This is a genomic window from Paenibacillus riograndensis SBR5, from assembly GCF_000981585.1.
Taxonomy (GTDB): Bacteria; Bacillota; Bacilli; order Paenibacillales; family Paenibacillaceae; genus Paenibacillus_AQ; species Paenibacillus_AQ riograndensis.
The window spans coordinates 5761428-5788029 of record NZ_LN831776.1 but is presented as its reverse complement, the minus strand read 5'-3'; the positions used below and the strand labels follow the sequence as shown (position 1 = coordinate 5788029).

21 protein-coding genes and 2 pseudogenes are annotated in these 26602 nt (G+C 49.6%); 16 read left to right on the top strand and 7 right to left on the bottom strand.

Annotation, left to right across the window (positions count from 1 at the left end; genetic code table 11):
• Positions 1-72 precede the first annotated feature (72 nt).
• On the top strand, positions 73-1692 hold the full coding sequence (locus PRIO_RS24605; protein ID WP_020428044.1) for a response regulator transcription factor: 1620 nt from the start codon (positions 73-75) through the stop codon (positions 1690-1692).
• Positions 1693-1813: 121 nt separating this feature from the next.
• On the opposite strand, the pseudogene PRIO_RS24600 reads toward PRIO_RS24605, so the two are convergent.
• Positions 1814-2014: pseudogene (locus PRIO_RS24600) on the bottom strand (L-dopachrome tautomerase-related protein); the annotation flags it as partial.
• Between the two features lie 278 nt (positions 2015-2292).
• Here PRIO_RS24600 and PRIO_RS24595 point away from each other — a divergent pair.
• Positions 2293-3762 (top strand): RNA-guided endonuclease InsQ/TnpB family protein, encoded by a 1470-nt coding sequence (locus PRIO_RS24595; RefSeq protein WP_046505132.1) that lies wholly within the window; start codon positions 2293-2295, stop codon positions 3760-3762.
• Positions 3763-3964: 202 nt separating this feature from the next.
• On the opposite strand, the gene PRIO_RS24590 is transcribed toward PRIO_RS24595, so the two are convergent.
• A complete protein-coding gene (locus tag PRIO_RS24590) occupies positions 3965-4246 on the bottom strand; it encodes a hypothetical protein (protein WP_020430146.1) in 282 nt (93 codons plus the stop codon).
• 212 nt (positions 4247-4458) lie between these two features.
• Between PRIO_RS24590 and PRIO_RS24585 the strand changes: the two genes are divergently transcribed.
• Genes PRIO_RS24585 through PRIO_RS24565 form a run of 5 tightly spaced genes read left to right on the top strand, consistent with a single transcriptional unit; the run spans position 4459 to position 6773 of the window.
• Complete coding sequence (locus PRIO_RS24585; RefSeq protein ID WP_039789735.1) at positions 4459-4701, top strand: hypothetical protein; 243 nt, start codon at positions 4459-4461, stop codon at positions 4699-4701.
• A 12-nt stretch (positions 4702-4713) separates the two neighbouring features.
• Complete coding sequence (locus tag PRIO_RS24580) at positions 4714-5100, top strand: spore coat protein (protein WP_020430144.1); 387 nt, start codon at positions 4714-4716, stop codon at positions 5098-5100.
• Positions 5097-6233 carry a zinc-dependent alcohol dehydrogenase gene (locus PRIO_RS24575; RefSeq protein WP_020430143.1) on the top strand — a complete coding sequence of 379 codons (1137 nt, stop codon included), beginning with the start codon at positions 5097-5099 and terminating at the stop codon, positions 6231-6233. The genes PRIO_RS24580 and PRIO_RS24575 overlap by 4 nt, the downstream gene beginning before the upstream one ends.
• A 31-nt stretch (positions 6234-6264) precedes the next feature.
• On the top strand, positions 6265-6465 hold the full coding sequence (locus tag PRIO_RS24570; protein ID WP_020430142.1) for a hypothetical protein: 201 nt from the start codon (positions 6265-6267) through the stop codon (positions 6463-6465).
• A gap of 11 nt (positions 6466-6476) precedes the next feature.
• Complete coding sequence (locus tag PRIO_RS24565) at positions 6477-6773, top strand: spore coat protein (RefSeq protein ID WP_020430140.1); 297 nt, start codon at positions 6477-6479, stop codon at positions 6771-6773.
• Between the two features lie 196 nt (positions 6774-6969).
• Here PRIO_RS24565 and rarD read toward each other — a convergent pair whose 3' ends face one another.
• Complete coding sequence (gene rarD / locus PRIO_RS24560; protein ID WP_020430133.1) at positions 6970-7848, bottom strand: EamA family transporter RarD; 879 nt, start codon at positions 7846-7848, stop codon at positions 6970-6972.
• Between the two features lie 129 nt (positions 7849-7977).
• Positions 7978-8820 (bottom strand): AraC family transcriptional regulator, encoded by an 843-nt coding sequence (locus PRIO_RS24555; protein WP_046505128.1) that lies wholly within the window; start codon positions 8818-8820, stop codon positions 7978-7980.
• A gap of 148 nt (positions 8821-8968) precedes the next feature.
• On the opposite strand from PRIO_RS24555, the gene PRIO_RS24550 reads away from it, so the two are divergent.
• The gene (locus PRIO_RS24550; protein ID WP_046505126.1) at positions 8969-10945 is read left to right on the top strand and encodes a hypothetical protein; all 1977 of its coding nucleotides are present in this window, start codon (positions 8969-8971) and stop codon (positions 10943-10945) included.
• A 7-nt stretch (positions 10946-10952) separates the two neighbouring features.
• Here PRIO_RS24550 and PRIO_RS24545 read toward each other — a convergent pair whose 3' ends face one another.
• Positions 10953-11810, bottom strand: a complete 858-nt coding sequence (locus tag PRIO_RS24545; protein WP_020430130.1) for an AraC family transcriptional regulator — start codon at positions 11808-11810, stop codon at positions 10953-10955.
• A 233-nt stretch (positions 11811-12043) separates the two neighbouring features.
• Between PRIO_RS24545 and PRIO_RS24540 the strand changes: the two genes are divergently transcribed.
• The 7 genes from PRIO_RS24540 to PRIO_RS24510 all read left to right on the top strand — a co-directional run bounded on the left by PRIO_RS24540 (position 12044) and on the right by PRIO_RS24510 (position 22563).
• The gene (locus PRIO_RS24540) at positions 12044-13381 is read left to right on the top strand and encodes a glucuronoarabinoxylan endo-1,4-beta-xylanase XynC (protein ID WP_046505123.1); all 1338 of its coding nucleotides are present in this window, start codon (positions 12044-12046) and stop codon (positions 13379-13381) included.
• A 235-nt stretch (positions 13382-13616) separates the two neighbouring features.
• A complete protein-coding gene (locus PRIO_RS24535) occupies positions 13617-15173 on the top strand; it encodes a response regulator transcription factor (RefSeq protein WP_020430128.1) in 1557 nt (518 codons plus the stop codon).
• Positions 15174-15185: 12 nt separating this feature from the next.
• Positions 15186-16907 carry a sensor histidine kinase gene (locus PRIO_RS24530; RefSeq protein ID WP_046505120.1) on the top strand — a complete coding sequence of 574 codons (1722 nt, stop codon included), beginning with the start codon at positions 15186-15188 and terminating at the stop codon, positions 16905-16907.
• A 137-nt stretch (positions 16908-17044) separates the two neighbouring features.
• Positions 17045-18742 (top strand): ABC transporter substrate-binding protein, encoded by a 1698-nt coding sequence (locus PRIO_RS24525; RefSeq protein ID WP_020430124.1) that lies wholly within the window; start codon positions 17045-17047, stop codon positions 18740-18742.
• A 155-nt stretch (positions 18743-18897) separates the two neighbouring features.
• Entirely contained in the window at positions 18898-19815 is a 918-nt protein-coding gene (locus PRIO_RS24520) for an ABC transporter permease (RefSeq protein ID WP_081487240.1), read from the top strand.
• A gap of 15 nt (positions 19816-19830) precedes the next feature.
• Positions 19831-20748: a carbohydrate ABC transporter permease gene (locus tag PRIO_RS24515; RefSeq protein WP_020430120.1), complete on the top strand. Its 918-nt coding sequence runs from the start codon at positions 19831-19833 to the stop codon at positions 20746-20748.
• 300 nt (positions 20749-21048) lie between these two features.
• Positions 21049-22563 (top strand): carboxylesterase/lipase family protein, encoded by a 1515-nt coding sequence (locus PRIO_RS24510; RefSeq protein ID WP_046505116.1) that lies wholly within the window; start codon positions 21049-21051, stop codon positions 22561-22563.
• Between the two features lie 22 nt (positions 22564-22585).
• Here PRIO_RS24510 and PRIO_RS24505 read toward each other — a convergent pair whose 3' ends face one another.
• Positions 22586-23350, bottom strand: coding sequence for a helix-turn-helix transcriptional regulator (locus PRIO_RS24505; protein ID WP_020430115.1), 765 nt, complete (start codon positions 23348-23350; stop codon positions 22586-22588).
• A 153-nt stretch (positions 23351-23503) separates the two neighbouring features.
• Between PRIO_RS24505 and PRIO_RS24500 the strand changes: the two are divergent.
• Positions 23504-23980, top strand: a pseudogene (locus tag PRIO_RS24500) (alpha/beta hydrolase fold domain-containing protein); the annotation flags it as partial.
• A 255-nt stretch (positions 23981-24235) separates the two neighbouring features.
• Here the strand turns inward: PRIO_RS24500 and PRIO_RS24495 are convergent.
• A complete protein-coding gene (locus tag PRIO_RS24495) occupies positions 24236-26596 on the bottom strand; it encodes an MMPL family transporter (RefSeq protein WP_046505113.1) in 2361 nt (786 codons plus the stop codon).
• Positions 26597-26602 lie beyond the last annotated feature (6 nt).

Sequence of the window (26602 nt, the reverse complement as noted above, 5' to 3'; positions counted from 1 at the left end):
GTAAGCGCTTCCTTGCTGTAGAGCAGATATTGTCATGCTTCGGTACTTACGGAGTTTAAGGAGGTAGGGGTAATGTGGAAAATCGCAATCATTGATGATGAGCGCCAAGTTCTAAAGGGGATGAAAGGGGCGATTCCCTGGGATGAGCTGGGAGCTGAATGGGTTGGGGAGGCTATGAACGGAGAGGACGGACTGGAGGTAATCCGCCGTACACAACCGGACATTGTGATCACTGACCTGTATATGCCCGTGATGAGCGGCCTGGATATGATGGAGCAGCTTAGGAAGGAAGGCTTCCAGGGCAAAATCATAATTTTGAGCGGTTATTCGGATTTTGAGCATGCGAGGGCAGCGCTAAGGTTCCATGTGACCGATTATGTCTCCAAGCCGATCAGTCTGCCGACATTGAAATCGATTCTAAGCAATGTCGTACAGGAGCTTGAGGAAGAAGAGGAGAAGCGGATCAGGCAGTGGGAGCTTGAGTTTAAAATAACGCTGTATGAGCCTTTTGTGGAAAAAGAGTGGGTTCGCTCCGCAGCTGTCGGTACTCTGGACCATGCATACAAAGACAGTACACGCCTTCCGCCGTCATACCTTTACTGGCAGGAACGCAAGCATGTCACAGTCGGCATCGAGCTGATCCGTGATGAACGGGCCAGATGTCTGTCCGTCTCCGACTGGAACCTGTTCCGGTTTGCGGTCAGCAATATTGCTTGTGAAGTAGCGCGCAAGCTGTTCCCGGAAATGGAATACACAGAGCTGCACAGCACCCGGGCGTTACTGATTATTCATCCGGGTTCAGGGCATCCCGAACAGTTAGAGGGGAAGCTGGAGGAACTGGGGATCAGGCTGAATGAAAGTATCGGCGGCTATCTTAAGCTGGTGACACGGATAGGGATCGGGGGAGTGAAGGATACATGGACGAAGCTCTCCGACTCCACGGAGGAAGCGTTCCGCGCAATGGATCAAAGAGCATTGCGGGTCGCTTCCGCACATGAAGTGTACATGTACCGGGAGAACAGCAGCAGTGAGCCGGGAAATGTCGCCCTCTTTCCGGTCAAGTTCTCGTATAAGCTGGCGACAGCGATGAAGGCCTCGCAGGAGGCCGAAGCCCACCAGCTTGTACTGGACTATATCACGGAAATGAACAAGCAGGAGGGACTTTCCCAAGGATACGTGCAAATGCTTGGAAGCGAGCTGTGGGGAATTATAACCTACTCGTTATATGAATCCGGATTGGTGCTGGATGACCTGTTCACCAATGACCAGATTGCCAAGGAGATCAGCAGCCTGATCGTACCGGACCAGCTGGCAAGGTGGCTGATGGATAAAATCACCAGGATCTGCAGCAGCAGGCAATGGAAGGGCAGCAGCAAGCATAGACAAGTTGTCGATTTCATGACCAGTTACATTCATGAGCACTATGCGGAAGAGCTGACGCTTGCCGAGCTTTCGGATAAGGTATTCATTTCGCGGAACCATTTGTCCATTATTTTCAAGAATATTACCGGCGAAACCTTCAATAACTACCTGACCCGGGTGCGGATCGAGAAAGCGCGCGAGCTGCTCATGGAGCGGAATATGCTGGTCTATGAAGTGGCCGAACGGGTCGGCTATAAGAACATTCCCTACTTCAGCACACTGTTCAAAAAAATCACCGGCATGAACCCTACAGAGCTGATAAAAAACTAGACACTGACGCAAGCCTTCTACTCCGGGAGGCTTGCGTTTTAAAAAAAGAAGGATGATAGACTGTGCTAAATATGCATTTTCTGCGCAAATAGAGTCAACTTTCTAAGGTGGGATATATCTATCAAAAGGTAGGAGCAGGTAATTCATCAATTTTATACAAAGTTTGATCCAGACCAATAGAAAAAGTATCCGGCCATAAAATTCTTGGATCATGTGCAATGGTCTCCAGTATTCCATTCGGCAAAATCTTCCGAATACTGTTGTTTTCATAGTCTCCAGCATCAACATTTCCTTGTGCATCCGTTATCATTCCATCAGAAGATAGGCTCTGAAAAATTTGGTGCAGCCGTATCCAGAACCCACAAGGTCCCCCTTCCATCAGCAATTACACTAACATAGGTTTTATGATAACCTCCCCAACATATTTGAATGATATTATCTATCAGCACTCGCCGAGAGGACTCCCGCTTCTGCAAGCGGTGAGGTCAATCGGCGACCTCCTGAACTTGCCCGCAAGATGTTCTTTCCTTCCATCTTTATTAGCGGTATAATAAAAATGGAACATACATTCGCATTGCGTGATTGGAAGGAGGTGAAGTCATGTCGGATTCAACGATGATGTACAGGACCCATCAAGTATGGATCAAACCGGGCCATCGGTTGTTTACGTATCTAAATGAAGCGTGTCAGAACGCCAGAAATCTGTACAATACGACCAACTTTTACATCCGGCAAGTGTTTACTTCTTTTGGACGAAATGAGCCCCTTCAGCCATTGCAACAACAAGTGATGAACACACTGGAAACAAGGCTCGAAGCAATGAATGAAAGACGGAGCTTTCAAAATCGTTCCCGCCTGTTCGAGCTGCCTTCACAGGAGAATCCCTTTGTGTCCTACCCCTTTCTGGACGCGTTGTTCAAAGTGATGGATCAACCCGATTATCGCGCACTTCCTACGCAGAGCAGTCAAAGCATCATGAAGGTGGTGTTTCAAAACTGGAACGGCTTCTTCACGAGTATGAAGGATTATCGTAAACATCCGGAGAAGTACACCGGCAAACCGAATATACCGGGTTACGCTCGCAGTCCGGTGAAAGAAGTGGTGTTCTCCAATCAGGATTGCGTGATCAAAGAACGGAAGTTTCTTAAGCTTCCCAAGACCAGGCTACAGCTTAACATCGGCAAGCTGGGCCGTGCCCACGGACAACTGAAACAGGTACGTGTAGTGCCCAGCCATGGACACTATGTCGTCGAATTGATCTTCGCTTGTCCAATGGAAGAGAAGGAAGCCGCGCAAGAAAACGTGCTAGACGTCAAACCTTCTGATTTACTTGTGGACGTGAATCGTTCTGATTACCTTATGGCCATTGATTTGGGTGTAGACAATCTTGCAACCATCGTCACGACAACGGGTTCGAAGCCGATGATCGTGAAGGGCAAGATCGTCAAAGCGATCAACCAGTATTACAACAAGATGAAAGCGCACTATACCGGAATTCTTCGTCAAGGCAAGGAACCGAGAGAAGGGTTACACACCTCCAAACGGATGGAACGTCTGCATCGGAAACGCTACCTCCGGATCAAAGACTTGTTTCACAAAGCCAGTCATCGCCTGGTTAGGTTGGCCGTGGAAAAACGCATCGGCACGATCGTCATCGGACATAACGATAGATGGAAGCAATCATCGGCGATCGGACGGCGAAACAATCAGTCGTTCTGCCACATCCCACACCAGATGCTGATCCGCATGATCCAGTATAAGGCGGCTGAACAGGGAATAGCGGTCATACTGACGGAAGAAGCATACACGTCGAAAGCCAGCTTTCTGGATCACGATCCCTTGCCGCGTTATGGCGAAGAGGGGACATGGACGTTTTCCGGCAAGCGAATTCATCGCGGGCTGTATCGAAGTAATAAAGGGTTCATCCATGCCGATGTAAACGGCGCTGCCAACATTATGCGCAAAGTATTCCCAAACGTAGTTGCCAAGAGTACGGATGGGATAGAGGAGTTGGACGGTAACCAGTCCGTCAACGTGTCAACTCCCCTGGTGTTAAGTATCCTGAAATAATTCAGGTTGAGACATCAGAAACCCCCACTTCAGCCGAAGCGGTAGCATCGGTAAGTGGCGGGAGTATTCATAGTATGTTGAAGGCTTTTCCTAATGCCGGAATAAAACAAAAAGCTTCGACATAAGCCGAAGCCTTCTACGGTGAATCTCCTTGTTTACCCGAATAAGAAGGACATCTCCGCCTATCTGCATCAAGACCGTTTTATTGTTGGTCTGGCAGACGTAATGCGTTTGCTGAAGTTTGTGCTTGATCTATAAATTCCTCAGCTTGGGTTATGTGTTGCCGGGCCGTCTCCAATGCCCGTGAATTTGTTGCCGAATTAGATTCACTTATCGAGCTTATCGCCTGATTTAAAGCCGTTTTTACCTGAGAAACCGCGTTAGATGCATGTTGCTCCAGCGTATTGCCGCTCGAGTTAAGTGAATCTTCTGCCGGTTTTTTTGCATTTTCAGTAGCTAGATTAATTTTCTTTTCATTGGCCAAAGCTAGCCCTCCTCCCTTGAGCAAAGATCATTATTTTAAACAGAAATAAGTATGTGTTTTACATTTTATTTATATTCCTGGGACTGCGTGGGAATATACTGGTCCCTGATTTCCGGCAATCTATTTTAGTATAAGATCGGATAACGCTGGAAAATATAACGCTGATGAAAAAAAGGAAAAAGTTGATGAAAAAAGGAGGTGAGAATATCTTCATGAATACGCCGACACTAGCGCCGCACGAATCAATGGAACTGCATGAAGCGTTAAACTTTAAAACGCTCTGCCTCGCTAAGTCAAAACTTATGCAAGGCTTGGTCTTTGACCAAGAGCTAAAAGCATTAATGCAGAAAGACGTAATTCAATCCACACAACAGATCGCCGAGCTGCAAACCATCTATGCAAGAGCTCCTTTCCAAGCGCCTGTTCCGAATAGCCCGACACCTATAACTCATTAAAGGGGAACGCCCATGAACGCCGATTATTTAGACCCGATTAATTCATTAAATATGCCGGAAATGGCAGATATGACTTTTGCAACGGACTTCCTTCTCCGTGCCAAAGAAGGTGTGCGTAATTTATCCATCGCCCTGACGGAAACGGCCTCCCCGGATGTTAGAGCGCTGCTGCACAATCATCTTAAACAAGGGATTGCAATGCACCAAGAAATCACAGAGCTCATGATGCGTAAAAAATGGTTCCATCCTTATGAGCTTAATGAACAGTACCAACTCGACCAGCTTTCAGCAAAAAACACAGTGATGATCGGGCAGATGAATTTGTTCCCGGATGATACGTCACGTAAAGGGATGTTTGACAGGACCCCAGATGGACATATTGGAGGACATAAAGCATGAAGGCGGTAACGTATCAAGGGATTAAAAATGTCGTGGTCAAAGAAGTGCCGGATCCGAAGATTGAGAAACCTGACGATATGATCGTAAAGATCACCAGTACCGCCATTTGCGGTTCAGACCTTCACCTTATTCACGGGATGATCCCTAACCTTCAGGAGAACTATGTCATCGGGCATGAGCCGATGGGGATCGTAGAAGAGGTAGGCCCCGGCGTGACAAAGGTAAAGAAAGGCGATCGTGTGATCATCCCGTTCAACATCGCATGCGGAGAATGCTTTTTTTGCAAAAATCAGCTTGAAAGCCAATGTGACAACTCAAACGAACACGGGGATATGGGCGCATATTTTGGCTACTCCGGAACGACCGGCGGATACCCTGGCGGGCAAGCTGAGTATTTACGGGTTCCGTTTGCAAATTTTACCCACTTCAAAATCCCTGAAAACTGCGAACAACCGGACGAGAAGCTAAGCTTGATCGCAGATGCCATGACGACAGCATTCTGGAGCGTAGATAACGCTGGCGTAAAGAATGGGGATACGGTCATCGTGCTCGGCTGTGGTCCGGTCGGACTTCTGGCCCAGAAATTCTGCTGGCTGAAGGGGGCAAAGCGGGTCATCGCTGTTGACTATGTCGATTACCGCTTGCAGCATGCGAAGCGAACGAACAATGTGGAAATTGTAAACTTCAAACAGGATAAGAATATCGGCAACAATCTCAAGGAAATGACCAAAGGCGGCGCTGATGTCGTGATTGATGCGGTAGGAATGGACGGCAAGATGAGCGATCTCGAATTTCTAGCCAGCGGTATGAAACTGCAAGGCGGCACCATGAGTGCATTTATCATTGCATCTCAGGCTGTCCGTAAAGGCGGGACCATCCAAGTCACTGGGGTTTACGGTGGACGCTATAACGGATTCCCGCTGGGTGACATCATGCAGCGCAACGTGAATATCCGTTCCGGACAAGCTCCGGTCATTCACTACATGCCGTATATGTACGAGTTGGTTACTTCAGGCAAAGTGGACCCTGGGGACATTGTTACGCACGTCATTCCGCTTAGCGAGGCCAAACGCGGCTATGAAGTGTTCGATACGAAAATGGACGATTGCATCAAAGTCATCTTAAAGCCTTGAATATGGATAGATACATGGGAGGACGATCCAAATGAATTCCAATTATGCTTTGCATGAGATGCTGGAGGTTCATGAAATAGCTGCGTTCAAGACCGTTTGTATGACCAAATCCAAAACCATGCAAGCTCTGGTGACCGACCCGGAGCTCATGCGAATTTTGCAGCAAGACGTGCAATTATCACAGCAGCAGCTTCAGGAGCTCAGTGGAGTGCTGTCTAAAGTGACCCAATAGGAGATGAATACATGAACCCAATCTTAGAACACATGACAGGGCTTCATACGTTGACTGACGATGTGATCGCCATGGATTTTTTGATGAATGCAAAGAGCGGAGTGAGAAACTACGCCATGGCCGTGACCGAATGTGCTACCCCAGAAATCAAGCAAATCTTGATGAAACAGCTCGACGAAGCCATAGACTCCCATGAAAAGATAACAATCTACATCATGCAGCGGGGCCTTTACCATCCCTACCATATTCCAGAGCAAATTCAGCTCGATCTGAAAAACATTCAGACCGCTATGAACATTCCGTCCTGACACCGTATTTCGTTCCGGCAAAACGCGCAAAACCACAATGGTTCAGGCGCGTTTTTGATTTTAGCCGGAACTTCAGAGAACAAAATGTTCTCCTTCTCCGTATGGTCAAACAGGTTCACGTCATGATTTGGGCAGCTCTGCATGAACCTACTGAATTATTCCGAGGGAGCTTAACCAATTGTATACACTTTATCCTTTAGCTCGCCTTCGCGAGTTTTGTGCCGCGAACCGATGACACGGCGTATACGACGAGCGCTGTCCAGATGAGCGCGAAGCCGACGAGCAGAACCGGCGAAACTGTTTCCTTAAACACAAACACGCTCAGTAACAGCATGATTGTCGGTCCGATGTATTGTACGAATCCGAGCGTGGATAGCGACATCCGGGCAGCCGCCCGTGCAAAAAACAGCAGCGGCAGAGCCGTTACCACGCCGGAGAGAAGCAGCTCAACGAAAAAAGATGGAGGCAGCGTCCATGCCGTCGACTGTCCTGCGGCCGCTAAATAGATCCAGTAGCCGAGCGCGATGGGCAGGACTACAGCCGTCTCCGACAGCAAACCTACAGAAGCGACTTGTACAGTCTTCTTCTTTGCAAGGCCATACAAGCCAAACGATGAGGCCAATGAGATCGCGATCCATGGGAAACGCCCGTAGTCTATTGCAATGATGAGCACCGCGGCACCTGCGATAGCAATCGCGATCCATTGGCCACGGTTTGGCTTCTCATGAAGAAAGACGACAGCTAATAACACATTCAGCAACGGATTCAAATAATAGCCGAGGCTTGTCTCGACTACATGCCCGTTGTTGACTGCCCAGATGAAAATTAGCCAATTCACGGCGATCAGCAGCCCGCTGGCTGCGAGCGACTGCAGGTGTGTGCGGTTAGCCGCAATTCGTTTCATGTCGCCCCAGCGGCGCTGGATAGTGATAAGAATACCCATGAAGACGAACGACCAGACAACCCGATGCGACAGAATCTCGCCTGCTGGCACATTATCAAACAACTTCCAATACAGCGGGAGAACCCCCCACATAATATACGCGATAATAGCGTTAAGCAATCCGTTGTTCATTTTCGATTCTCCTCTTCTCACTCCGGTGACTGAACGGATTATACGCCTCGATCCTCGTTAAGTAAAGAAAATAATAAAACGCAACCCTTTTCTACTTAGGTTCTATAACCTCATGACTTCAATGTTCTATCAAAGTTTTTTTACGAATCTGCCAGGTGAAATTCCGGCGATCCTGGTAAAACTGCGGATAAAATTGGCATAGTCGCTGAAGCCGGATTGATAACAGGCCTCGGTAATACTCAGGCCTTCACTGAGATAGGACTTGGCCAAGGAAACCCGGCGATCCAATATATAGGAACGGAGTGTTAAGCCCGTGTGTTTTTTGAACTGGCGGCTAATATAAGTGCTGTTCAAATGAAAGATTCCGGCAAGCTGTTCAAGCGTGATGTTCTGCCCGAGATGGGCTTCAATATAATCCATAGTTTTACGGACCAGTTCCGGCATGATATCAGCAGGAATAAAGCTCGCATTGTGAAAAATAGTGTTGGTCAGAACTAATAATTGAGCGATAGCGCTGTTGGCTATAATGTCTGATCCATATGCATCCGATGAGAGGGCCTCCTCCAGTGTGCCTGTGAGCCTGAGAAATTGCTGCAGCTGGGATTCTTCCAGGTGTACGATGTTGCCTTTCCCCTTCGGGCGGTAGTCAAAGCACCCGGATAGCTGCGTGGCCGGAGTAGAGAGGCGGTGCAGATAGGATTTCTGGAGGTTAATAGTAATCCGCTCATACTGGGATTCATCCAGGCTGAAGGAACGGTGCATTTCCTCAGGATTGATCACAAGCAAATCACCGCGTTCTAAATGGTAGCAGCTGTTTTCAATGTAAAAGTTGACGTTGCCGCGCAATAACAAGTATAGCTCGTATGCTTCATGCCGGTGATAAAAAGTTCCCATGTTATAAGTAGTAGTCCGGTGCAGGTAGAGAAAGTCTTTGTTGATGGGATCATAACGAAGTTCAAAAGGCTCGTTCATCTGGTACCTCCAGGTCAATTCGCGCAATAAATACTGCGGGATATGCAATGATTATTCTCTGGAACTACTTTAAAATGTCATTATCCTAGCATGCCGGGATAAATATTGCAAACGTTTTATGGTATACACCAGACTGGAGGATATGCATATGGAATTGATCATAACTGCAAGAAGCAAATTTCAGGAAGATACTGAATATACCGGATTAAATGGGCATGGACTACACGCATCCATAGAGATCACAGGCGGTACAGGCAGTGCCAAACAGCCGTTTCAGGCAATGGTGCGGATAACGAATCTAGGCGGCGCAACGTGGTCGGGAGTGATTCATGTGGAGCTGCCGTTTGCCAAGGCCAATCCGCGCTTTTTTCTGCCGGCTTTTATGTATGCCCGTAACTGCGGGGAAGCTCCGCAGAATGTTCCGAATGAGTTCCCCAGATTGCGGGAAGGCAGTCCCTCACGCCCTTCCTCTCCTTGGTGGATGGTACGAAGCGACCGGCTGTCACATCCGGCGGCGCTTGTATATGACAACGGCAAAATATTTGGCCTTTGCGCCAGTCCGTATTTTATAAGCAGGGAAGGGGACAAAACCCAATGGAAGCCGGAGCTGGCCGGTGAATTCTACCAATACAGCGGGTATACCTGCTCACTGGCCAAAGGAACAGTCGGGTATACACTCGGGTATGAGAACGCTCCGCTTTTGTTCATCAAATCGCGTCTGGTCAAGGAACGGGCTCCTCTTGATGAGAACTGTTTTGAACTGGCGGCTTCGGAGTCTGTAGAGTTCACACTGGATTTGTATGAGTACGAAGCTGAATCTGAGCTGGGCATCAATGCTGCAATTGAAGAAATCTATTCCCGCTATCATCAGCCTCCAAGACCGGGCAGTGATCTCCGGACGGCTGCAGCCGATCTGTCTCAGGCGATTTATCAATATGCATGGCTGCCGGAAGAACGCAATTATTCAACGTTTGTATATGAGGACAAGGAAACAGGCGGTTACCGGTACAATAAAATAATCTCGATCAGCTGGACGGACGGATTGCCTGTGGCCGTTCCGGTTCTAATGGCTGCCCTGCGGCTCAGGGACGAGCCTATGCGCTGCCAGGCGCTTTCCTGTATTCAAAATATTGCCGAAAATTCCTTGAACCCGGCTTCCGGGCTGCCTTATGAGGCGTATCAGAACGGGAAATGGAGCATTAACGGCTGGTGGTTTGACGGAATGCGCACACCTGGACATTCCGCTTATCTGTGTGCGCAGGCTTTATTTTATATTATGAAGGCCTATGAGTTTGAGAAACGGCTTCATAATATCCTCCACGGGGATTGGATGGTTTTCGTGAAGAAGGTTCTCCTGGTATTGGAGAAAAGCAAAAATTCGGATGATGAATACCCGTCCATCCTATCCGAGCGGACCGGTGCCGGGCTTGAATATGATTCCTTCAGCGGAACATGGTGCATGGCTGCTATGGCATACTACAGCTGGCTCACCGGGGACAGCACGCATCTGGACAGCCTGAAGCGCAGCGAGAAGCATTATTATGAAGCTTATGTGAGACGAATGGAATGTTATGGAGCGCCGCTTGATGCGGATAAAGCAGTGGACTCCGAAGGGATTCTGGCATACATCAAGGCAGTCAGATATCTGCACGCCCTCACTGGCGATGCTCTGTATCTTGATCATATGAGAGATGCGATCGGCTACGAGTTCACCTTCAAGTTCGCTTACAATTCACCGGTGAAGGTGCCGCCGCTCAGCACCGTGGGCTGGTCCAGCTGCGGAGGAAGCGTTACCTCTGTCGCTAATCCCCATATTCATCCAATGTCAAGCAACCTGGTGGATGAGCTGTATTATTTCGTGCAGCAGCGTAAAGATCCTTACGTCTGGCAGCGGATGCTCGATACCATCGGTTGGGGATGCCAGACCTATAACCGTTATGACAGGGAATTTGATCACGGGAAAAAGGGATGGATGTCCGAGAGATATTGCCATTCCGAAGGGCTGCTAACGGAGACCTACAGCGACGGTTCCCCGGCAAGCACCTGGTTCTGTCTGATGCCTTGGGCCAGCGGCAGTATTATTGAAGGCCTGGTTGGCGATTACTGGGAGGCGGATGTCAGGTAGCCGTTAGTTAGCATTTTATGGCTTTATATTTTCCCGGGGGCATGCCGGCTATTTTTTTGAAGCTTCTTATAAAATTGGCATAGTCGCTGAACCCGGATAGCTCACAGGCTTCGGCCACGGTTTTTCCGGCGGACAGGTGGTTCATGGCCAGTGAAATGCGCTTGTCAACAATATAGGAGCGTATCGTCAGTCCGGTATGCTCCCTGAATTGCTGGCTTATATATTTGCCGCTGTAATGGAACTCCTGCTCCAGCTGCTCAGAAGATATAGATTCGACCAGATGCTCCTTGATATAGGTCATCGTATTGCTGACCAGCTCGGGCATGAGATTATTCGATTTGTATGTGGAAGACTGATACAGGGAGTTAATAAATACAAGCAGCTGGGTAACATAGGATTCCGCCAGAAGATCCTGTCCGTATGCCTCCGAGTGGAGGCAGGAGATCAATTTATCTGCGAGCCCGCAATACAACGCAATCTGGTCCGGGGAGAGCCGGGTCAGATTGTTCTGCCCGAAGGGATGGGATTCGAAACAGGATAAAAGATTGGAGCGATGACTTGAAAGCCTCTGCAAGGCGGACTTCTTGATATTCAGCCCGATTCGTTCATACATTTGATTGTCGATACAGATACACCGGTGCATTTCGCTGGGACTGATGATGATTAAATCGCCTGGGGCCAATCTGTAGCAGGACTGCTCAAGGTACATGTAGGCATTGCCTCTTAGGAACAAATAAATTTCATAGGCATCGTGGCGGTGATAAGGCAAAGCCGGGTTGATAAGCTCCGTATCTGTTGCTTTATGAAAGCAAATCAATTCCTCTTTAATCGGGGCGAAAATATAGTTTAGATCCAGACTCATCATATCAAATCCTTTTTATTGTATCTTTTGGAATTATAAGTATCCACGCAATATAATGTTGTTTATTTGCAAGGATTATTCAGCAGATACTTAATATAATACAGGAAAAGGAAGCGCTTGCAAGTGCTGCAAGAAGTATAGACAAGCTTATTTTTGGTACAGCTGCCGCTTCGATCAGACAGGAGGTGACAAGAGCAGGTTTTTGGCGGAAATTACTTTATGAGGAGATGAGAAGAATGATTTCAGGGGTAAAAAAATCACTGTGTACATTATTGGCATGTGTTACTGTGCTGTCGGTAATGCTGGTACCCGCACCTCCAAAGGCTTCAGCAGCAAGCGATGTGACCGTTAATTTGTCAGCAGAAAAACAAGTGATCCGCGGGTTTGGCGGCATCAACCTCCCGGCTTGGATTGGAGATTTGACTGCAGCGCAAAGAGAAACTGCTTTTGGCAATGGACCGAACCAGTTAGGGTTTTCTGTCCTGCGGATCTATGTGGACGATAATAAAAATAACTGGTACAGAGAAGTAGAAACTGCCAAATCTGCTATCGCACACGGAGCTATCGTTTTCGCCTCACCCTGGAACCCTCCCAGCAGTATGACGGAGACCTTCAACCGCAATGGGGACACGTCCGCCAAACGGCTCAGGTACGATAAGTACGCCGCGTATGCGCAGCATCTGAACGATTTCGTTACGTACATGAAGAATAATGGTGTGAATCTATATGCGATTTCTGTACAAAATGAACCGGATTATGCACATACCTGGACCTGGTGGACGCCGGCGGAAATGCTTAATTTTATGAAAAATAATGCCGGTTCTATTAACTGCAGGGTTATAGCACCCGAGTCGTTCTCTTACATGAAGAATATGTCTGACCCTATCCTGAATGATACACAGGCTCTAGCGAATATGGATATTCTGGGTGCGCACACTTACGGCACTTCGTTCAGCAACTTTCCGTATCCGCTGTTTAAGCAAAAAGGGGCAGGGAAAGAGCTCTGGATGACAGAAGTGTACTATCCCAACAGTGACAACAACTCTGCCAACCGCTGGCCTGAGGCCCTGGATGTTGCTTATCATATGCACAATGCTATGGCAGAGGCAGATTTCCAGGCCTATGTATGGTGGTACATCCGCAGACAATACGGTCCGATGAATGAGGATGGGACAATCAGCAAGCGCGGGGACAGCATGGCCCAGTTCTCCAAATTTATCCGTCCGGGATATGTAAGAGTTGACGCCACGAAGAATCCCAACACCAACGTCTACACCTCGGCATACAAAGGCGACAACAAGGTTGTCATTGTTGCCATTAACAGAGGCACTTCAGCCGTAAGCCAAAACTTTGTCCTGCAGAATGGGACTGCATCAAGCGTATCCACCTGGATCACGGACGCCAGCAGAAAAGTTGCCGCCAGCGCATCTATTAATGTGTCGAACAACTCCTTTACCGCCCAGCTTCCTGCCCAAAGTGTGACAACCTTTGTAGCTGCACTTGGGAACGGCAGAAGCACTGTCAGCGAAACTACTTATGAAGCTGAAACCAGTATTACTGTGCCTGTCCAGTAAGAATATGTAGTACCATAAATGAATTTTATCTTGGCTTGTAAATCAGCAGCTTACCTAGTGCGTTTACAGGCCAAGATTTTTTTTACGGAAATATCGGAATTCACGCAATATATTAACGATAACTTACAAAGATACTATCGCGGACACTTAATATAATACAATAAAAAACTATTCAAGTTCCGCCGGCGGGGAACCACCGGCGGAATATTTTTTTGTCAGAAAGGGGACTTAAGTCGTGTTCAAAGTATTGCTGGTAGACGATGAGGTATTTGTCCGCAAAGGACTGCTGGAATTAATCCCGTGGGAATCGCTCAAATTGAGCATCGTGGGAGAGGCGAACAATGGCGCGGAAGCGCTGGACATGATCACGCAGCTTGAGCCTGACCTGGTGATTACAGATATCCGGATGCCTATTCTGGACGGGCTGGATCTGATCCGCAGCGTGAACGAACATGCCGGCTTAGATTTGATATTCATCATTATCAGCGGCTTCCACGACTTCAAGTATGCCCAGCAGGCATTGCGCTATGGTGTTCACGACTACATTCTGAAGCCCATTGATGAAGAGGAAATGACCGCAGCGCTGCGGAAGCTGTCCTATGCCATGGGCAGGAAGAGGATCGCCGCTCTGACGAATGAGGATCTCACAACCAGTGCCATCATGGAAGCGCTGGTGCAGGAGAATCTTCAGGCGGAGGATGCGGAACCTTATGCAGCAGCACTGGGACTGGAAGGAAAAAGCGGCTTCCTGTACGCTGTGACCGAGATTCATGCGGGCCGGCGGGACAAGCCAGCCACTGTGAAGCAGTTCCAGGAGGCGCTTCATTCCCTTGAAGAGGGAGGTGCCGGCATTCCTGTGTTTGAGCAGCAGCCGGGGACCTTCGGAATGCTGCTCTGTACGGACGGGATCACAGGCGGACACGGCGGTCTTATGCTTCATTTGGAGCGGCTTCGTGCGGCCCTATCGGAACGGCTGGATACGGGCTTGAGCCTCTATGCAGGCGATCCCGTTGACACGCTGGACCATGTTCACCGCTCGTATGCGGAGGCTAACGAAGCAGCCAGGCATAAGTATGCCGAGAACACCGGAGTCATTATGTATTCGGACATCAAAGATAAACCCCTATATGTATTTGATATGAGTCCGGTTCTCGCAAACCAGCTGATCATGCAGCTGGAAGAGGGAAACAAGAAGGACTACCTGGAAACCGTGAACCGCATGTTCCGGTTGTTCCATGAGCAGCGTTTCACCCCGCAAGCCGTGGCCGGCTCCCTCTCCCGGTGCATGACGGGAATCATTGGCGTAATGAAGGAGATGGACGGCAATGATGAGGAAATCCTGCGGCTGAAGGAACTGGCTGAACGGGGACACGGGCCTTGGAATCTGCAAATGCTGCAGGAGCATTTCCTGCGGGCGATACAAGAAGCGGCAGAATATATTGCCCGGCTCCGCAAGGAGTATTGCCTGGGAGGGATCAAGCTGGTCAAACGATATATCGATACCCGCTACCGCGAGAATATCAGCCTTAAGAGCATAGCAGCCGAGTTCTATATGAATGCTGTATATCTGGGACGGCTGTTCCGCAAAACTTACGGCGTCTATTTCAACGATTATCTCCTGGAGCTTAGGATACAGGAAGCCAAAAAGCTGCTGCGGCAAAGCGACCTGAGAATGTATGAAATTGCAGGCAGAGTCGGTTTTCAGAATGCCGATTATTTCGTGACCCAGTTCGAAAAGCTGGAACAGATAACGCCGTCTGAATACCGGAACATGCTAATGGACAAAGAATAGCGGGGCGGTTCTATGAAAAAATTCCTGAACTATTTGAAGCTGCGCGACAAGCTGCTGCTGATGTACGTGCTGTCGGTATTTATTCCCATAGTGCTGACCAATGTTGTGTTCTATAACGTGACCACTTCCAATCTGCGGAATCAAAAGATCCGCGATGCGGACATGGCGTTAGACAATCTGAAAAACGAACTGCGGGTAACTATCGACCAAGGGGTTGGCCTTGCTTACTCCCTGTATGGCGACTCCATTTTCAACAAAACCATTACCCGCAAATTTACCAGCGAAAAGGACTATGTGGAAACCTTCAATTCCTACCTGAGGGGGGCTCTTGCCGATCAAAATGTGCAGGGGGTCCGCTGGTATCAGGTGTATACGGATAATCCCACCGTATTGGCCTCCGGCTATATTGACCGGTTAACCGACAAGCTCCGCGATACCGGCTGGTATACACAGTCCAAGGCCTCTTCCTCCCGTTATCCGACCTTTATCTATTCTGAGCAGAAGTTCAGTCTGATTCAAAAATTAAACAATTACCACACCAGCGGCATCGAGCAGCTCGTCAAAATAGACTTGAACATGGAGCGGATTCACCAGATCTTTTTTGGAAGTGCATTTAATGGCATGGTCTATTTGGTGGACCCCCAGGGGAGAGTGCAGTACGGGAACGATACGGCGAAGCTGCCGGAAGGTGTTCCTTTTAAGGAGATCAGCTATCCCAAAAACTTTCTTGCATTCAAGAATGTTTACAGCGGAATTAATTATCTGGAGGGATGGACACTGGAGGGTGTCATTGATGAGGAAAACGTGCTGAAGGAGGTCCGGAAGTCGCGTTCTTTCGTCATTTGGCTGGCTTGCATCAACTTTGTGCTGCCTTCGATCATCATCGCGGCCATGTCGAGGTCAATCCACGTGCGGCTGGTACGGATTCTCAAGCATATGAAAAAGGTGAAGGCGCAAAATTTCCAGACGATTCCCCACGAAGAGGCCAGAGACGAAATCGGCCAGCTGACCATCGAATTCAACCGGATGACCGAGACGGTCAACAGTCTGATTAATGAAGTCTATCTGGCAGATATCCAGAAGAAGAATCTGGAGCTGAAGCAGCAGCAGGCGCAGCTTCATGCCCTGCACAGCCAGATCAATCCCCACTTCCTGTTCAATTCCCTGGAATCGGTCCGCATGCGAAGCCTCATCAAGGGGGAAAAAGAAACGGCGAAGATCATTCAGCATATGGCGAAAATGTTCCGCAAATCGGTCTCCTGGAGCCATAACTATGTTACTGTCCGCGAGGAGCTGGAGCTGATTGAAAGCTTTCTTACGATTCAGCAATACCGCTTCGGTGACAAGCTGGAATACAGTATCGTCGCTGACCCTGCAGCACTTGAGCACCGGATTCCCAAAATGGTTCTGCTGCCCTTCGTGGAGAACGCCAGTATCCATGGTATCGAATCGAGCCCGGATAAAGGGATTATCGTGATCTCAGTCGCCGTGCAGAGGGATAGGCTTATCTTCAGGCTGGAGGATAACGGGATCGGCATGTCCCCGGAGAAGCTGGAGGAGCTCAAGGGGTATCTGGAAGAGAATGACGACATCGGCGAGCGGGTCGGCATGAAAAATGCATATTACCGTCTGAAGCTTTGCTTTCAGGACCGCTTTATGTTTGCGATGGATGCCCGGGAAGGGACGGGAACCTATATTGAGATTTCTCTCCCGCTGCTGGAAGCGGCGCCTTAAATGCCGGCGGGATGGATATGCATTTCAAAGTACAAGGTATAGTTTGCCGGGTAATCAAGAAAGCGGTTTCTTGTTATATTGAAAGAGCTTACAAGACTGAAGGTGATTTAAGAAATCTAAAGGGGGATGAAGTCCAAATGTTTAAAGGCAAAATTCTAACCGCTGGATTGGCACTCGTCTTGGCTGCAGCTTTAGGAGGCTGCGGCAATGGCAGCAACACGTCTGACGGTGCGTCGAACAGTCCGGCAGCTAAGGGGAACTCCGCATCCGGAAGCGGGGATACCTCTCCTGTTACCTACAAGTATTTCAGCTTTGGCGGGCCGAAGAAGCAGGTTCTGGGCAGTGAAACCACTATTGGGAAAGAACTGCAGAAACAAACCGGTGTTGACTGGAACATTGAATATCTGGTGGGAGATGGCGACACTAAGGCAGGAGTCATGATTGCCAGCGGAGATTACCCTGATATTATCGATTCCAGTGGCCAGATGGCCAAGCTTATGGACGCAGGGGCTTTCATTCCGCTGGATGATCTGATTGAAAAGTATGGACCCAACATCAAGCGGGTATACGGCCCTTACTATGAGAAATTCAGACAGAAGGACGGCAAACTGTACTTTTTCCCGTACGGGGCCAATATCGGCTACCTTTCTGAGCCTAATTTCCAGACGGGGTTCTATATTCAGCGCTCTGTATTGAAGGAGTTCAACTACCCTAAAATCACCACACTGGATGAATATTTTGATCTGATCAAGCAGTACAAGGAAAAGCACCCGCAGGTAGACGGCAAGGATACCATCGGTTTTGCTACCTTTGCCGGTGAACAGGGAAGCTTCTTTACCCTCCAGAATCCGGCTATGCACTTGGCAGGCTCTCCTAACGACGGTGGCACCATGGTGGACATGAAGACCCATGAGGCCAAGCTGGTGGCGGGCTCTGAATATCAGAAGAGATGGATACAAAAGCTGAATGAGGCTAATGCCCAGGGCCTGGTCGACCCGGAGTCCTTTACCATGAACAGAGACCAGTATCTAGCGAAGCTGACCTCCGGACGCGTCCTCGGTTATTTCAGCTATTCCTGGCAGGTTGGGGATGCGACCAACAATCTAAAGAAAGCCGGTGACGATGATAAGCGCTATGTTGCGCTGCCTATCGTATTTGACAAAGGAATCAAGGATCAGTATATTGACCCGCCTGGATTTGTCAACAACTACGGGGTTGGCATCACCGTGAAAGCCAAAGATCCGGTCCGTATTATTAAGTACTTCGATAACCTGCTGAAAGAGGAAAATCAGATCCTGGTTCAATGGGGCATCAAGGACCAAAGCTATGCTGTTGACGAGAACGGCCGCTTCACGTATGCCAACGATGAACAACGCCAAATCCACGAAGATCCTGAAAAGAGCATGAAATTCGGCTTCGACTACTTCAATTACAGCTGGCCGCGTTACGGAAACAGCTCCGTTCTGCAGGACGGAAACGCCTATGGTCCCGGCAGCCAGCCGGAGGTGGCAACCTTCGGATATACGGGTGGTGACAAGCAGCTCCTTGCAGCATACGGTGTGAAGACCTTCAGTGAGCTATTCAGTAATCCGGATGAGCGTCCATGGTTTCCTGCCTGGTCCATCGCCCTTGAACAAGGATCACCTGAACAGATGTTTATCACCAAAGCAGATGATCTCCAGCGGAACCATCTGCCTTCGATGATTCTGGATACACCGGCCAATTTCAGCAAGAATTGGGACGACTACATGAACCAGTTCAACAAGCTGGATAAGAAAACGTATGAGGATTTCATTACGAAAAAGGTACAGGACCGCGTCGCAGGCAAATGGTAATGCAATGATTGTGAACGGTTGTTAGATACCCGGGGTCGGATGTCGAGAGGCTTTCGGCCCCGAGGTTTATTCTGTAAGGAGCCGGAAGGGAGTTAATGCAAGTGGAGAAACCATTATATTCTCGAAACTCGGACCCGCAAGCCAGCGGTACGGGAATGAATCAAACCCATTTATTCTTCAAACGCCTTATCCAGCAGAAGACACTGGCTTTTATGTGTATTCCTTTCGTAATTTGGGCCTTCGTGTTTAAATATCTTCCCCTTTGGGGCTGGACCATGGCCTTTCAGAATTATAAGCCGGCCAGAAGCTACTCGGAGCAGGAATGGGCGGGGCTGAAGCACTTTAGGATTCTGTTTGAGGACAGTACCTTTTATCGGGTGCTGCGAAACACCTTAGTGATGAGTACGATTCAATTGGTGCTGGGATTCGTTACAGCGATCACGCTGGCCCTTTTGCTGAATGAGCTGAAAAATCTTATTTTTAAACGTGTGGTTCAGACCGTCAGCTATTTGCCGCACTTTATCTCCTGGGTTGTAGCGTCCAGTATTGTGCTGACCGTGTTATCGCCGGACGGCATCATTAATCTGCTGCTGACGAAGCTGCATCTCCTGGATAAACCGGAGCTGTGGATGGGGAAAGGAAATTATTTTTGGGGGATTCTCGGTGTGACCCAGGTATGGAAAGATGTAGGCTGGAACACCATTATCTATTTGGCGGCCATTACTTCGATCGACCCTTCCCAATATGAGGCGGCTGAAATCGACGGAGCGAGCCGCTTTCAGCGGATGCTTAATATTACGCTTCCCGGACTCAAGCCGGTTATCATCATCCTGCTGATTATGAATTTGGGCAATATTCTTGAATCCGGATTTGAGCCGCAATATTTGCTGGGCAACGGGATGAACTTGGAGTATTCAGAAAACCTGGATATTTTTGTGCTGAAGTATGGTTTGGGGATGGGCAACTTTTCCTTGGGGACAGCGGCAGGCATATTTAAAACCGTAGTCAGCTTCATCTTCCTTTTCTCCGCTAATCATATTGCCAAGAGAATGGGAGAAAGCAGATTATTCTAAAAGGAGGTCTTAGTCATGCAATCCGGAAAAGCGTCCCGCTTGCGCAATTCCAGTCTGGGGGACCGGATATTTGATATATGCAATATCATTTTTATGGTGTGTCTGATGATCGTCACCATGTACCCTTTCATTAATATGATCGCCGTTTCTCTTAACGACGCCAACGATGCCGTGAGAGGCGGCATTTATTTGTGGCCCCGGATGTGGACCTTGAACAATTATAAATATATCTTCGGGGAATCAGATATTTACCATGCGACCTTAATTTCACTTCTGCGCACCGTGATGGGAACTGCGGTTTCCGTCTTCTGTACGGCAATGCTGGCTTTCACTGTCAGCCGCCAGGAGTTTGTGCTCCGCAAATTTGTCACCCTGTTCTTCGTGTTCACCATGTATTTCAGCGGAGGCCTGATCCCCGGGTATCTGCTTATCCGTAATTTGGGTTTGACGGATTCCTTCTGGGTCTATATTGTTCCCGGGGTGATCGGGGTGTTCAACATGATTGTCATCCGCTCTTTTATTGAAGGCCTCCCCGAAGGCATTCTGGAATCGGCCCGGATTGACGGAGCCGGAGAATTTACTACCTTTATCCGCGTCGTATTGCCGCTAACGATTCCAGCCATGGCGACCGTATCCTTGTTCGTGGCTGTGGGACAATGGAATTCCTGGTTTGATGTATTCCTGTACAATTCCTCGAATATCAAATTAAGCACGCTGCAGTATGAATTGATGAAAATTTTGCAGACCACCAACACCTCTGCAACGGCAGGAGCGGTGGAAGCCTACCAATCTGCGGAAAATACGGTTAGGGTTACGCCTACTTCGCTGCGGGCAACGATGACGATTATTGCCAGTGTTCCGATTCTGATGGTCTATCCGTTCCTGCAGAGATATTTTGTTCAGGGGATGACTGTCGGCGGGGTGAAGGGCTGATATTCCTCGTCCAATGGCGAAATGAGCTGAAGTAGTGCCCCTTTTTCCACTTGGAGTTGCCGTACTATTGGTGGGAGTCGTTCTCCAGGTAATATTAGAATACATCAATTATATTTCTGCTTAGATCATTGTTTTAGACAGGGGTGTAAATTACAATTTTTATTGTAAGGATAAAGATTGTTATAGAAATACATTTAATATTGCTTCAAACGCGTTTGAAAGCGATTGCTAAATGTAAAGAGCGTAATCCATGGATTTAAATGTACGCCAATTTATACACCTGTCAAAGGAGACGATACCATGCTAAGAGTTGTAAAAGTGGAAAATGGGACGGTCAAGGGGCTGCCGGCAGCCGACCCGCGGATTACGAGCTTCAAAGGGATACCCTTCGCTGCTCCGCCCACGGGCCAAAACCGTTGGCGTGCCCCGCAGCCGGCAAGTGACTGGGAGGGAGTGCTGCAAGCATACGAGTTCGCGCCGATTGCAATGCAGGTAAGACAAGAGCTCGACGACAACAACATCTATACCCGGGAATGGGCTGTGGAACCGGATATCGCCATGAGCGAGGATTGCCTTTACCTGAATGTATGGACACCGGCCAAACGTATAGATGAGAAACTTCCGGTATATGTATGGTATTTTGGCGGGGGCCTGCAGGTAGGCCATCCGGCCGAAATGGAATTCGACGGCGAACGCATTGCCCGCCGGGGCATCGTGGTGGTCACGATCAACTATCGCCTGAATGTCTTCGGATTTTTATGCCATCCCGAAATAACGGCGGAAGCGCCGGATGCACCGGCTAACTTTGGCAACCTCGATCAGCAGGCGGCAACAAGATGGGTCAAGCGCAATATTGCAGCATTCGGCGGCGACCCGGACAACATCACCATCGGCGGACAGTCCGCCGGCGGCGGAAGCGTCATGAGCCAGCTCACTTCGCCTCAGAACGAAGGCCTCTTTCAGAGGGCGATTGTTGAAAGCGGGATCTTTACGAAGCTTTACCCGGGAACGCTCATGCCGGCGCTTCGGAGCCATTTGGCAGAAGCTGAACAGGATGGGATCGCGTTTTTTAATGAACTGGGTGTATCCTCACTTGCGGAAGCCCGGCAGCTGGATGCGGTCTATCTTCGGGACAAGGCGGTGGAGTATGGGGGATTCTGGGGTACTGTCACAGATCAGGTGTTCAGCGTAGGCAATTCTTTTGATTTGTTCCTGCAAAACAAGCGCTGGAAGGTGCCGGTAATGTTCGGTCATACCTCCTCCGAGTTTTTTAGTGTCCCGGATGCTGAGACATTTGACGACTTCAAAAAGATGGCCGTCGGCATGTTCGGCGGTGATGCTGCTGCATTTCTGGAGCTTTGCGGCGTTCGGGCGGACAATATGGAGGAAGCCAGGAAAAGAGCTTCGGTGAGCGGAATAGAATATGCGATTCGCATAGCTGCGCAGGCCAATGCCGGCACCGGCGGCGAAACCCCGCTGTACTATTATAATTTCGATGCTGAAATACCTGGCTGGGACAACCCCGGCACCTTCCACTCGGTGGATCTCTGGTTTTTCTTTGAGACACTTGCCAAATGCTGGAGACCGTTTGTCGGTAAGCATTATGATTTGGCCCGTCAGATGTGCAATTATTGGGCCAATTTCATCCGTTCTGGAGACCCGAACGGCCAGGACTCGACAGGAGAAGAATTGCCTCGATGGGAGCCCTACACCCCTGAAGCGCCGTATGGGATGCTATTCGCCGATCGGGCCGAGTTTTCCAGACAACAGCCGGGTGAGATCATGAAGTTTCTTGTGCAGCAGTTTTTCAAGTAAGCGGTGCTGCCCAAATGGAACATTAACCTTTTATATGCTTCTGAAAGTTTCTCGGTGTATATCCGGTCAGTTTTTTGAATTGCCTGCAGAAGTGTTCCACGTTTTGATATCCGCACCGGGAAGCGACTTCAGCTATGCTTTGGGCGTTGTGAATCAAGTATTCTTTGGCCATACGAATCCGGCTGTTGATGACATCATCCATGCAGGAAATTCCAAATGTTTTTTTGTAGATGTTCTGTAGATAGCCCGGGCTGATTCCAAGAGAATCCGCCATTTTTGAAACCGTCCAGTATTCGCCGGGGTTGTTTTGAATAACGGTGCGCAGTTTCAGTAATTTGTAGTATTGAGGCGTAATATCATCATGGAAGTAGGATTCCCATAGCTTGTTGAACAGCGTCCGGAGCAAATAGTCGATGGAAGATTCTTTGCAATCCCGGTTAAAATGATGTTCGATGACAAGCAGTTCAAACAGTTTGTGGCAGAAGTCCGGGTCACTTAGGGCAAAGGGAACGCCGAGCGGAAGGGGGGATTCGGAAATATAAGGTTCATCGGACTCGAAGCGGACCCAGTCATTGATAAAACGATCGGTGCAGGCCCGGTAATAGACTTTCTGCAATGGGCGATAGAGGATTGCGCTGTGAGCAGGGTATTCCTTGAGCCCGCCATTTACCCAGAATTGCGCCGGAGTCTTGGTGATCACAAGGAGCCAGTGATAGCCCACGGGAACATCAATAACAAAATTGCCGGCATGCGTGGTGTTGGATTCAGCATAGTGAATATGGGCCATCTTTTCCCCTCCTAGCAAGAAATGTCTATATTATAATATAATGAAGAAATTTGATTGAATACAGCGAATTTCTTACATTTTTAAGGAGTGTCTTAAAGTGGATCGGACAGCGGCAGCCAATGAAATACCGGAAGGAACCCGGATTATTTTTGCCATACAGCAGCAAAGGGAAATGTGATAGCAAGCGTTGAAATCAGGGACACCGGCATCACAAAATTCCCAGCCGCTGTAGAGGACGTCAAATGTGCGATCCTGTTTATGCGTAAACATGCTGGAGAATACGGGATTGATCTGAACAGGGTCGCGGTATGGGGGGATTCCTCCGGCGGACACCTTTCATTAATGACCGGTCTTACCATAGGAGAATATGATAACGGCCTTTATAGTGAACAGACGGACGAAGTGAGTGCAATAATTGATTATTACGGAGTTTCAGATCTGCTTACCTTAGGTAAATATAATGATATTCTGGACCACGATGCCGCCGATTCACCATTCAATGGAATAGAGTCTGTGCGCAACACTCTATCGTACAATGAAGAAGGGAAACAGGTCTGGAAGCTGTCCCTGCTCGAACGACTTGAAGCTCAGACTGGGCTAGCCGACATTCTATTGTACTTTATACAATAGATGATCCCTAAATCAGCGGGAAAATGGAATCTGCTGCACGAAATGCAGCAGAATGCGATTCGGCGCAGAATGCCCGGCTTTCTATTGTACAAAGTGCAATTAAACAGAAAGTGCAGTCCTCATAAACACTCGACTATCTTCAGTTTGTAAAAAGAGCAGAGCCGGCAGACATTGTCCGCAGGCTCTGCTCTTTACATTGGGTCCCCGCAAAGTATCTGAATTAGCTTCTATGCAGGCTCCACTTTGTGGGGGATTTTATTTCGTATCTCCGCCCTCGGCATGAAGCTTGGCGATCAGCTTATCGCCTTCGACATCGAGGTTCGGCAGCAGGCGGTCCAGCCATTTCGGCAGCCACCAGGCTTTGTCGCCGAAGACTGCCATTACGGCCGGAACAAGCGTCATACGGATGATGAAAGCATCGATCAGGATGCCGAAGGCCAGCGCGAAGCCGATCTGTTTGATCATCGCGTCAGGGGCAAAAATAAACCCGGCGAAGACGGAAACCATGATTATGCCTGCGGCAAGCACAACGCGGCTGGCGAGATCGTAGCCGTGGACGACACTTTCCTTGCCATGGCGTCCGTGGACGTAAGCCTCGCGCATGGAGCTGACCAGGAAAACCTGATAATCCATTGCCAGCCCGTACAGAATGCCAGTGACCAGAATCGGCATAAAGCTGAGCAGCGGTCCTCCGGTATCAAAACCAAACAGAGAGTGCAGCCATCCCCACTGATAGACAGCTGTAGTCAGGCCGAAGGTGGCAAGGACGCTGAGAATAAAGCCGACCGTTGCTTTGATTGGAACGATGACCGACCGGAATACGAGCAGCAGGATGATCAGCGACAGGATAACGATAATACCGATGTATACAGGGAATGCGTCGGAAAGCTTGGAGGACATATCGATGTTGATGGCGGTGAAGCCGGTCACACCAAGCGTCAGTTCATTTCCGGATGCCAGGCTGGAGGCGGGATCACGCAGCTCCTGCACCAGCTCTCTTGTCTCTGTATCCGTCGGGCCGGTTTTCGGGATCAGACTGATGATGGCGATATCGCCGGTTGCGTTGACGCCCATTGGGGACACCAGCGTGACGTTATCATGCATTTGCAGCCCCTGAACCAGCTTGCCCAGCGTCTCCAGCGAAATTTTACCGGATGGGTTTTTCGGTTCAGCTACAAGCAGAAGCGGTCCGTTAAAGCCCTCGCCGAAGCCTTTGGAGATAATGTCATAGCTTTGGCGTGCCGGGGTGTCCAGATTTGCCGAAGCGCCGGATGGAATGCCCAGCTCCATTTTTGTTACCGGAATCGCCGCCGTTCCAAGAACCAGGACCACCAGAATAATGATGACCCAGCGGTATTTCACCGTAGCGTTTGCCCAGCGGTGTGAGAAGCCGTGGTGGGCATTGTTACCTGAAGCCGCTTTTTTCGTGCGGGCTTTGGCGGTGCAGATCCGTTCACCGACCAGGCCCAGCAGCGCAGGCAGCAGGGTCAGCGCCAGCAGGACATTGACCAGAACGCTGACAGCGGCAACCAGAGCCATCGTCGACAAAAATCCAATGCCGATGACCAGCATACCGCAGAGGGCGATAATGACGGTCAGTCCGGCGAAAAATACGGCGCTGCCGGCGGTGCCAACCGCCCGGCTTGCCGCTTCGCGGGCGCTTAATTTCTCATCAAGAATCAACCGGCGCTGCCGGTTCACGATAAACAGCGAATAGTCGATGCCGACCGCCAGACCGATCATGACCGCAAGAATCGGCGTAATGTCATTCATCTGGATGAGATTAGAGAGGGCAAAAGCGCCCCCAACGCTGATCGCAACACCGAGGAGCGCGGTGATCAGCGGCAGCCCGGCGGCAACAACCGAGCCAAGCGTAATAAACAGCACAACGGCGGCGACGACAACACCGACCGCCTCCGTCGATCCGATGGACGGCGTGCTTTTCAGCGAATCGCTCGGAATCGCAGTGATGCCGGAGCCTGCCTGCTCGACCGCAGTCACAGCTTTGATGACGTTATCCGGTACGGAAGAGGGCAGCGACGTCTGCTGTACGGTGAACTGGAACTGGAACAGCGCGATGCTGCCGTCGGCGGACAGCATGACACCGGGAACCGGAACGCCGTTCGCCATGAGCGGGCCGTACGGAGCCGCTTGTCCAGCAGCCGCCGGGTCCGCCGCCGCAGCCTGTCCGGCCGCTGCCGGGTTCGCCGCCGCCGCTTGTCCGGCCTCCGCCGGGTCTGCGGCTCCAGCTTGAGCCGCAGCAGCTGCCGCAGCTTCGGCGGCCAGTTCGGCGGGGTTGATGATATAGTCCATGCTGTAGACATCATTGATAGCCTTCTGGATCAGCGCTACCCGCTCGGGTGTGTCCAGACGTTCGCCATCCGGTGCGGTGAAGGCGACGCTCGCCTGTCCGCCGGCAGCGGCGGGAAGCTCCGCAGCCAGCTTATCCAGCACTTTTTGCGATTCCGTGCCTTCAATTTTCATTTCGGAGCTGGAATTTATGCCATTGGCGCCAAGCAAGGCTCCTACGACACCAAGAATGACGATCCAGGCCGCGAGGAAATACCACGGCTTGGAATAAGCCGATTTACCTAATCGGTACAGAAAAGTTGACATGTATTG

Excerpts from the sequence above, each read along its gene's own strand:
- PRIO_RS24595 (WP_046505132.1), top strand. The coding sequence starts at position 2,293 with ATGTCGGATTCAACGATGATGTACAGGACCCATCAAGTATGGATCAAA.
- PRIO_RS24525 (WP_020430124.1), top strand. The coding sequence starts at position 17,045 with ATGTTTAAAGGCAAAATTCTAACCGCTGGATTGGCACTCGTCTTGGCT.
- PRIO_RS24530 (WP_046505120.1), top strand. The coding sequence starts at position 15,186 with ATGAAAAAATTCCTGAACTATTTGAAGCTGCGCGACAAGCTGCTGCTG.
- PRIO_RS24550 (WP_046505126.1), top strand. The coding sequence starts at position 8,969 with ATGGAATTGATCATAACTGCAAGAAGCAAATTTCAGGAAGATACTGAA.
- PRIO_RS24515 (WP_020430120.1), top strand. The coding sequence starts at position 19,831 with ATGCAATCCGGAAAAGCGTCCCGCTTGCGCAATTCCAGTCTGGGGGAC.
- PRIO_RS24580 (WP_020430144.1), top strand. The coding sequence starts at position 4,714 with ATGAACGCCGATTATTTAGACCCGATTAATTCATTAAATATGCCGGAA.
- PRIO_RS24495 (WP_046505113.1), bottom strand. The coding sequence starts at position 26,596 with ATGTCAACTTTTCTGTACCGATTAGGTAAATCGGCTTATTCCAAGCCG.
- PRIO_RS24585 (WP_039789735.1), top strand. The coding sequence starts at position 4,459 with ATGAATACGCCGACACTAGCGCCGCACGAATCAATGGAACTGCATGAA.
- PRIO_RS24510 (WP_046505116.1), top strand. The coding sequence starts at position 21,049 with ATGCTAAGAGTTGTAAAAGTGGAAAATGGGACGGTCAAGGGGCTGCCG.
- PRIO_RS24575 (WP_020430143.1), top strand. The coding sequence starts at position 5,097 with ATGAAGGCGGTAACGTATCAAGGGATTAAAAATGTCGTGGTCAAAGAA.
- rarD (WP_020430133.1), bottom strand. The coding sequence starts at position 7,848 with ATGAACAACGGATTGCTTAACGCTATTATCGCGTATATTATGTGGGGG.
- PRIO_RS24605 (WP_020428044.1), top strand. The coding sequence starts at position 73 with ATGTGGAAAATCGCAATCATTGATGATGAGCGCCAAGTTCTAAAGGGG.
- PRIO_RS24570 (WP_020430142.1), top strand. The coding sequence starts at position 6,265 with ATGAATTCCAATTATGCTTTGCATGAGATGCTGGAGGTTCATGAAATA.
- PRIO_RS24540 (WP_046505123.1), top strand. The coding sequence starts at position 12,044 with ATGATTTCAGGGGTAAAAAAATCACTGTGTACATTATTGGCATGTGTT.
- PRIO_RS24565 (WP_020430140.1), top strand. The coding sequence starts at position 6,477 with ATGAACCCAATCTTAGAACACATGACAGGGCTTCATACGTTGACTGAC.
- PRIO_RS24505 (WP_020430115.1), bottom strand. The coding sequence starts at position 23,350 with ATGGCCCATATTCACTATGCTGAATCCAACACCACGCATGCCGGCAAT.
- PRIO_RS24545 (WP_020430130.1), bottom strand. The coding sequence starts at position 11,810 with ATGATGAGTCTGGATCTAAACTATATTTTCGCCCCGATTAAAGAGGAA.
- PRIO_RS24520 (WP_081487240.1), top strand. The coding sequence starts at position 18,898 with ATGAATCAAACCCATTTATTCTTCAAACGCCTTATCCAGCAGAAGACA.
- PRIO_RS24555 (WP_046505128.1), bottom strand. The coding sequence starts at position 8,820 with ATGAACGAGCCTTTTGAACTTCGTTATGATCCCATCAACAAAGACTTT.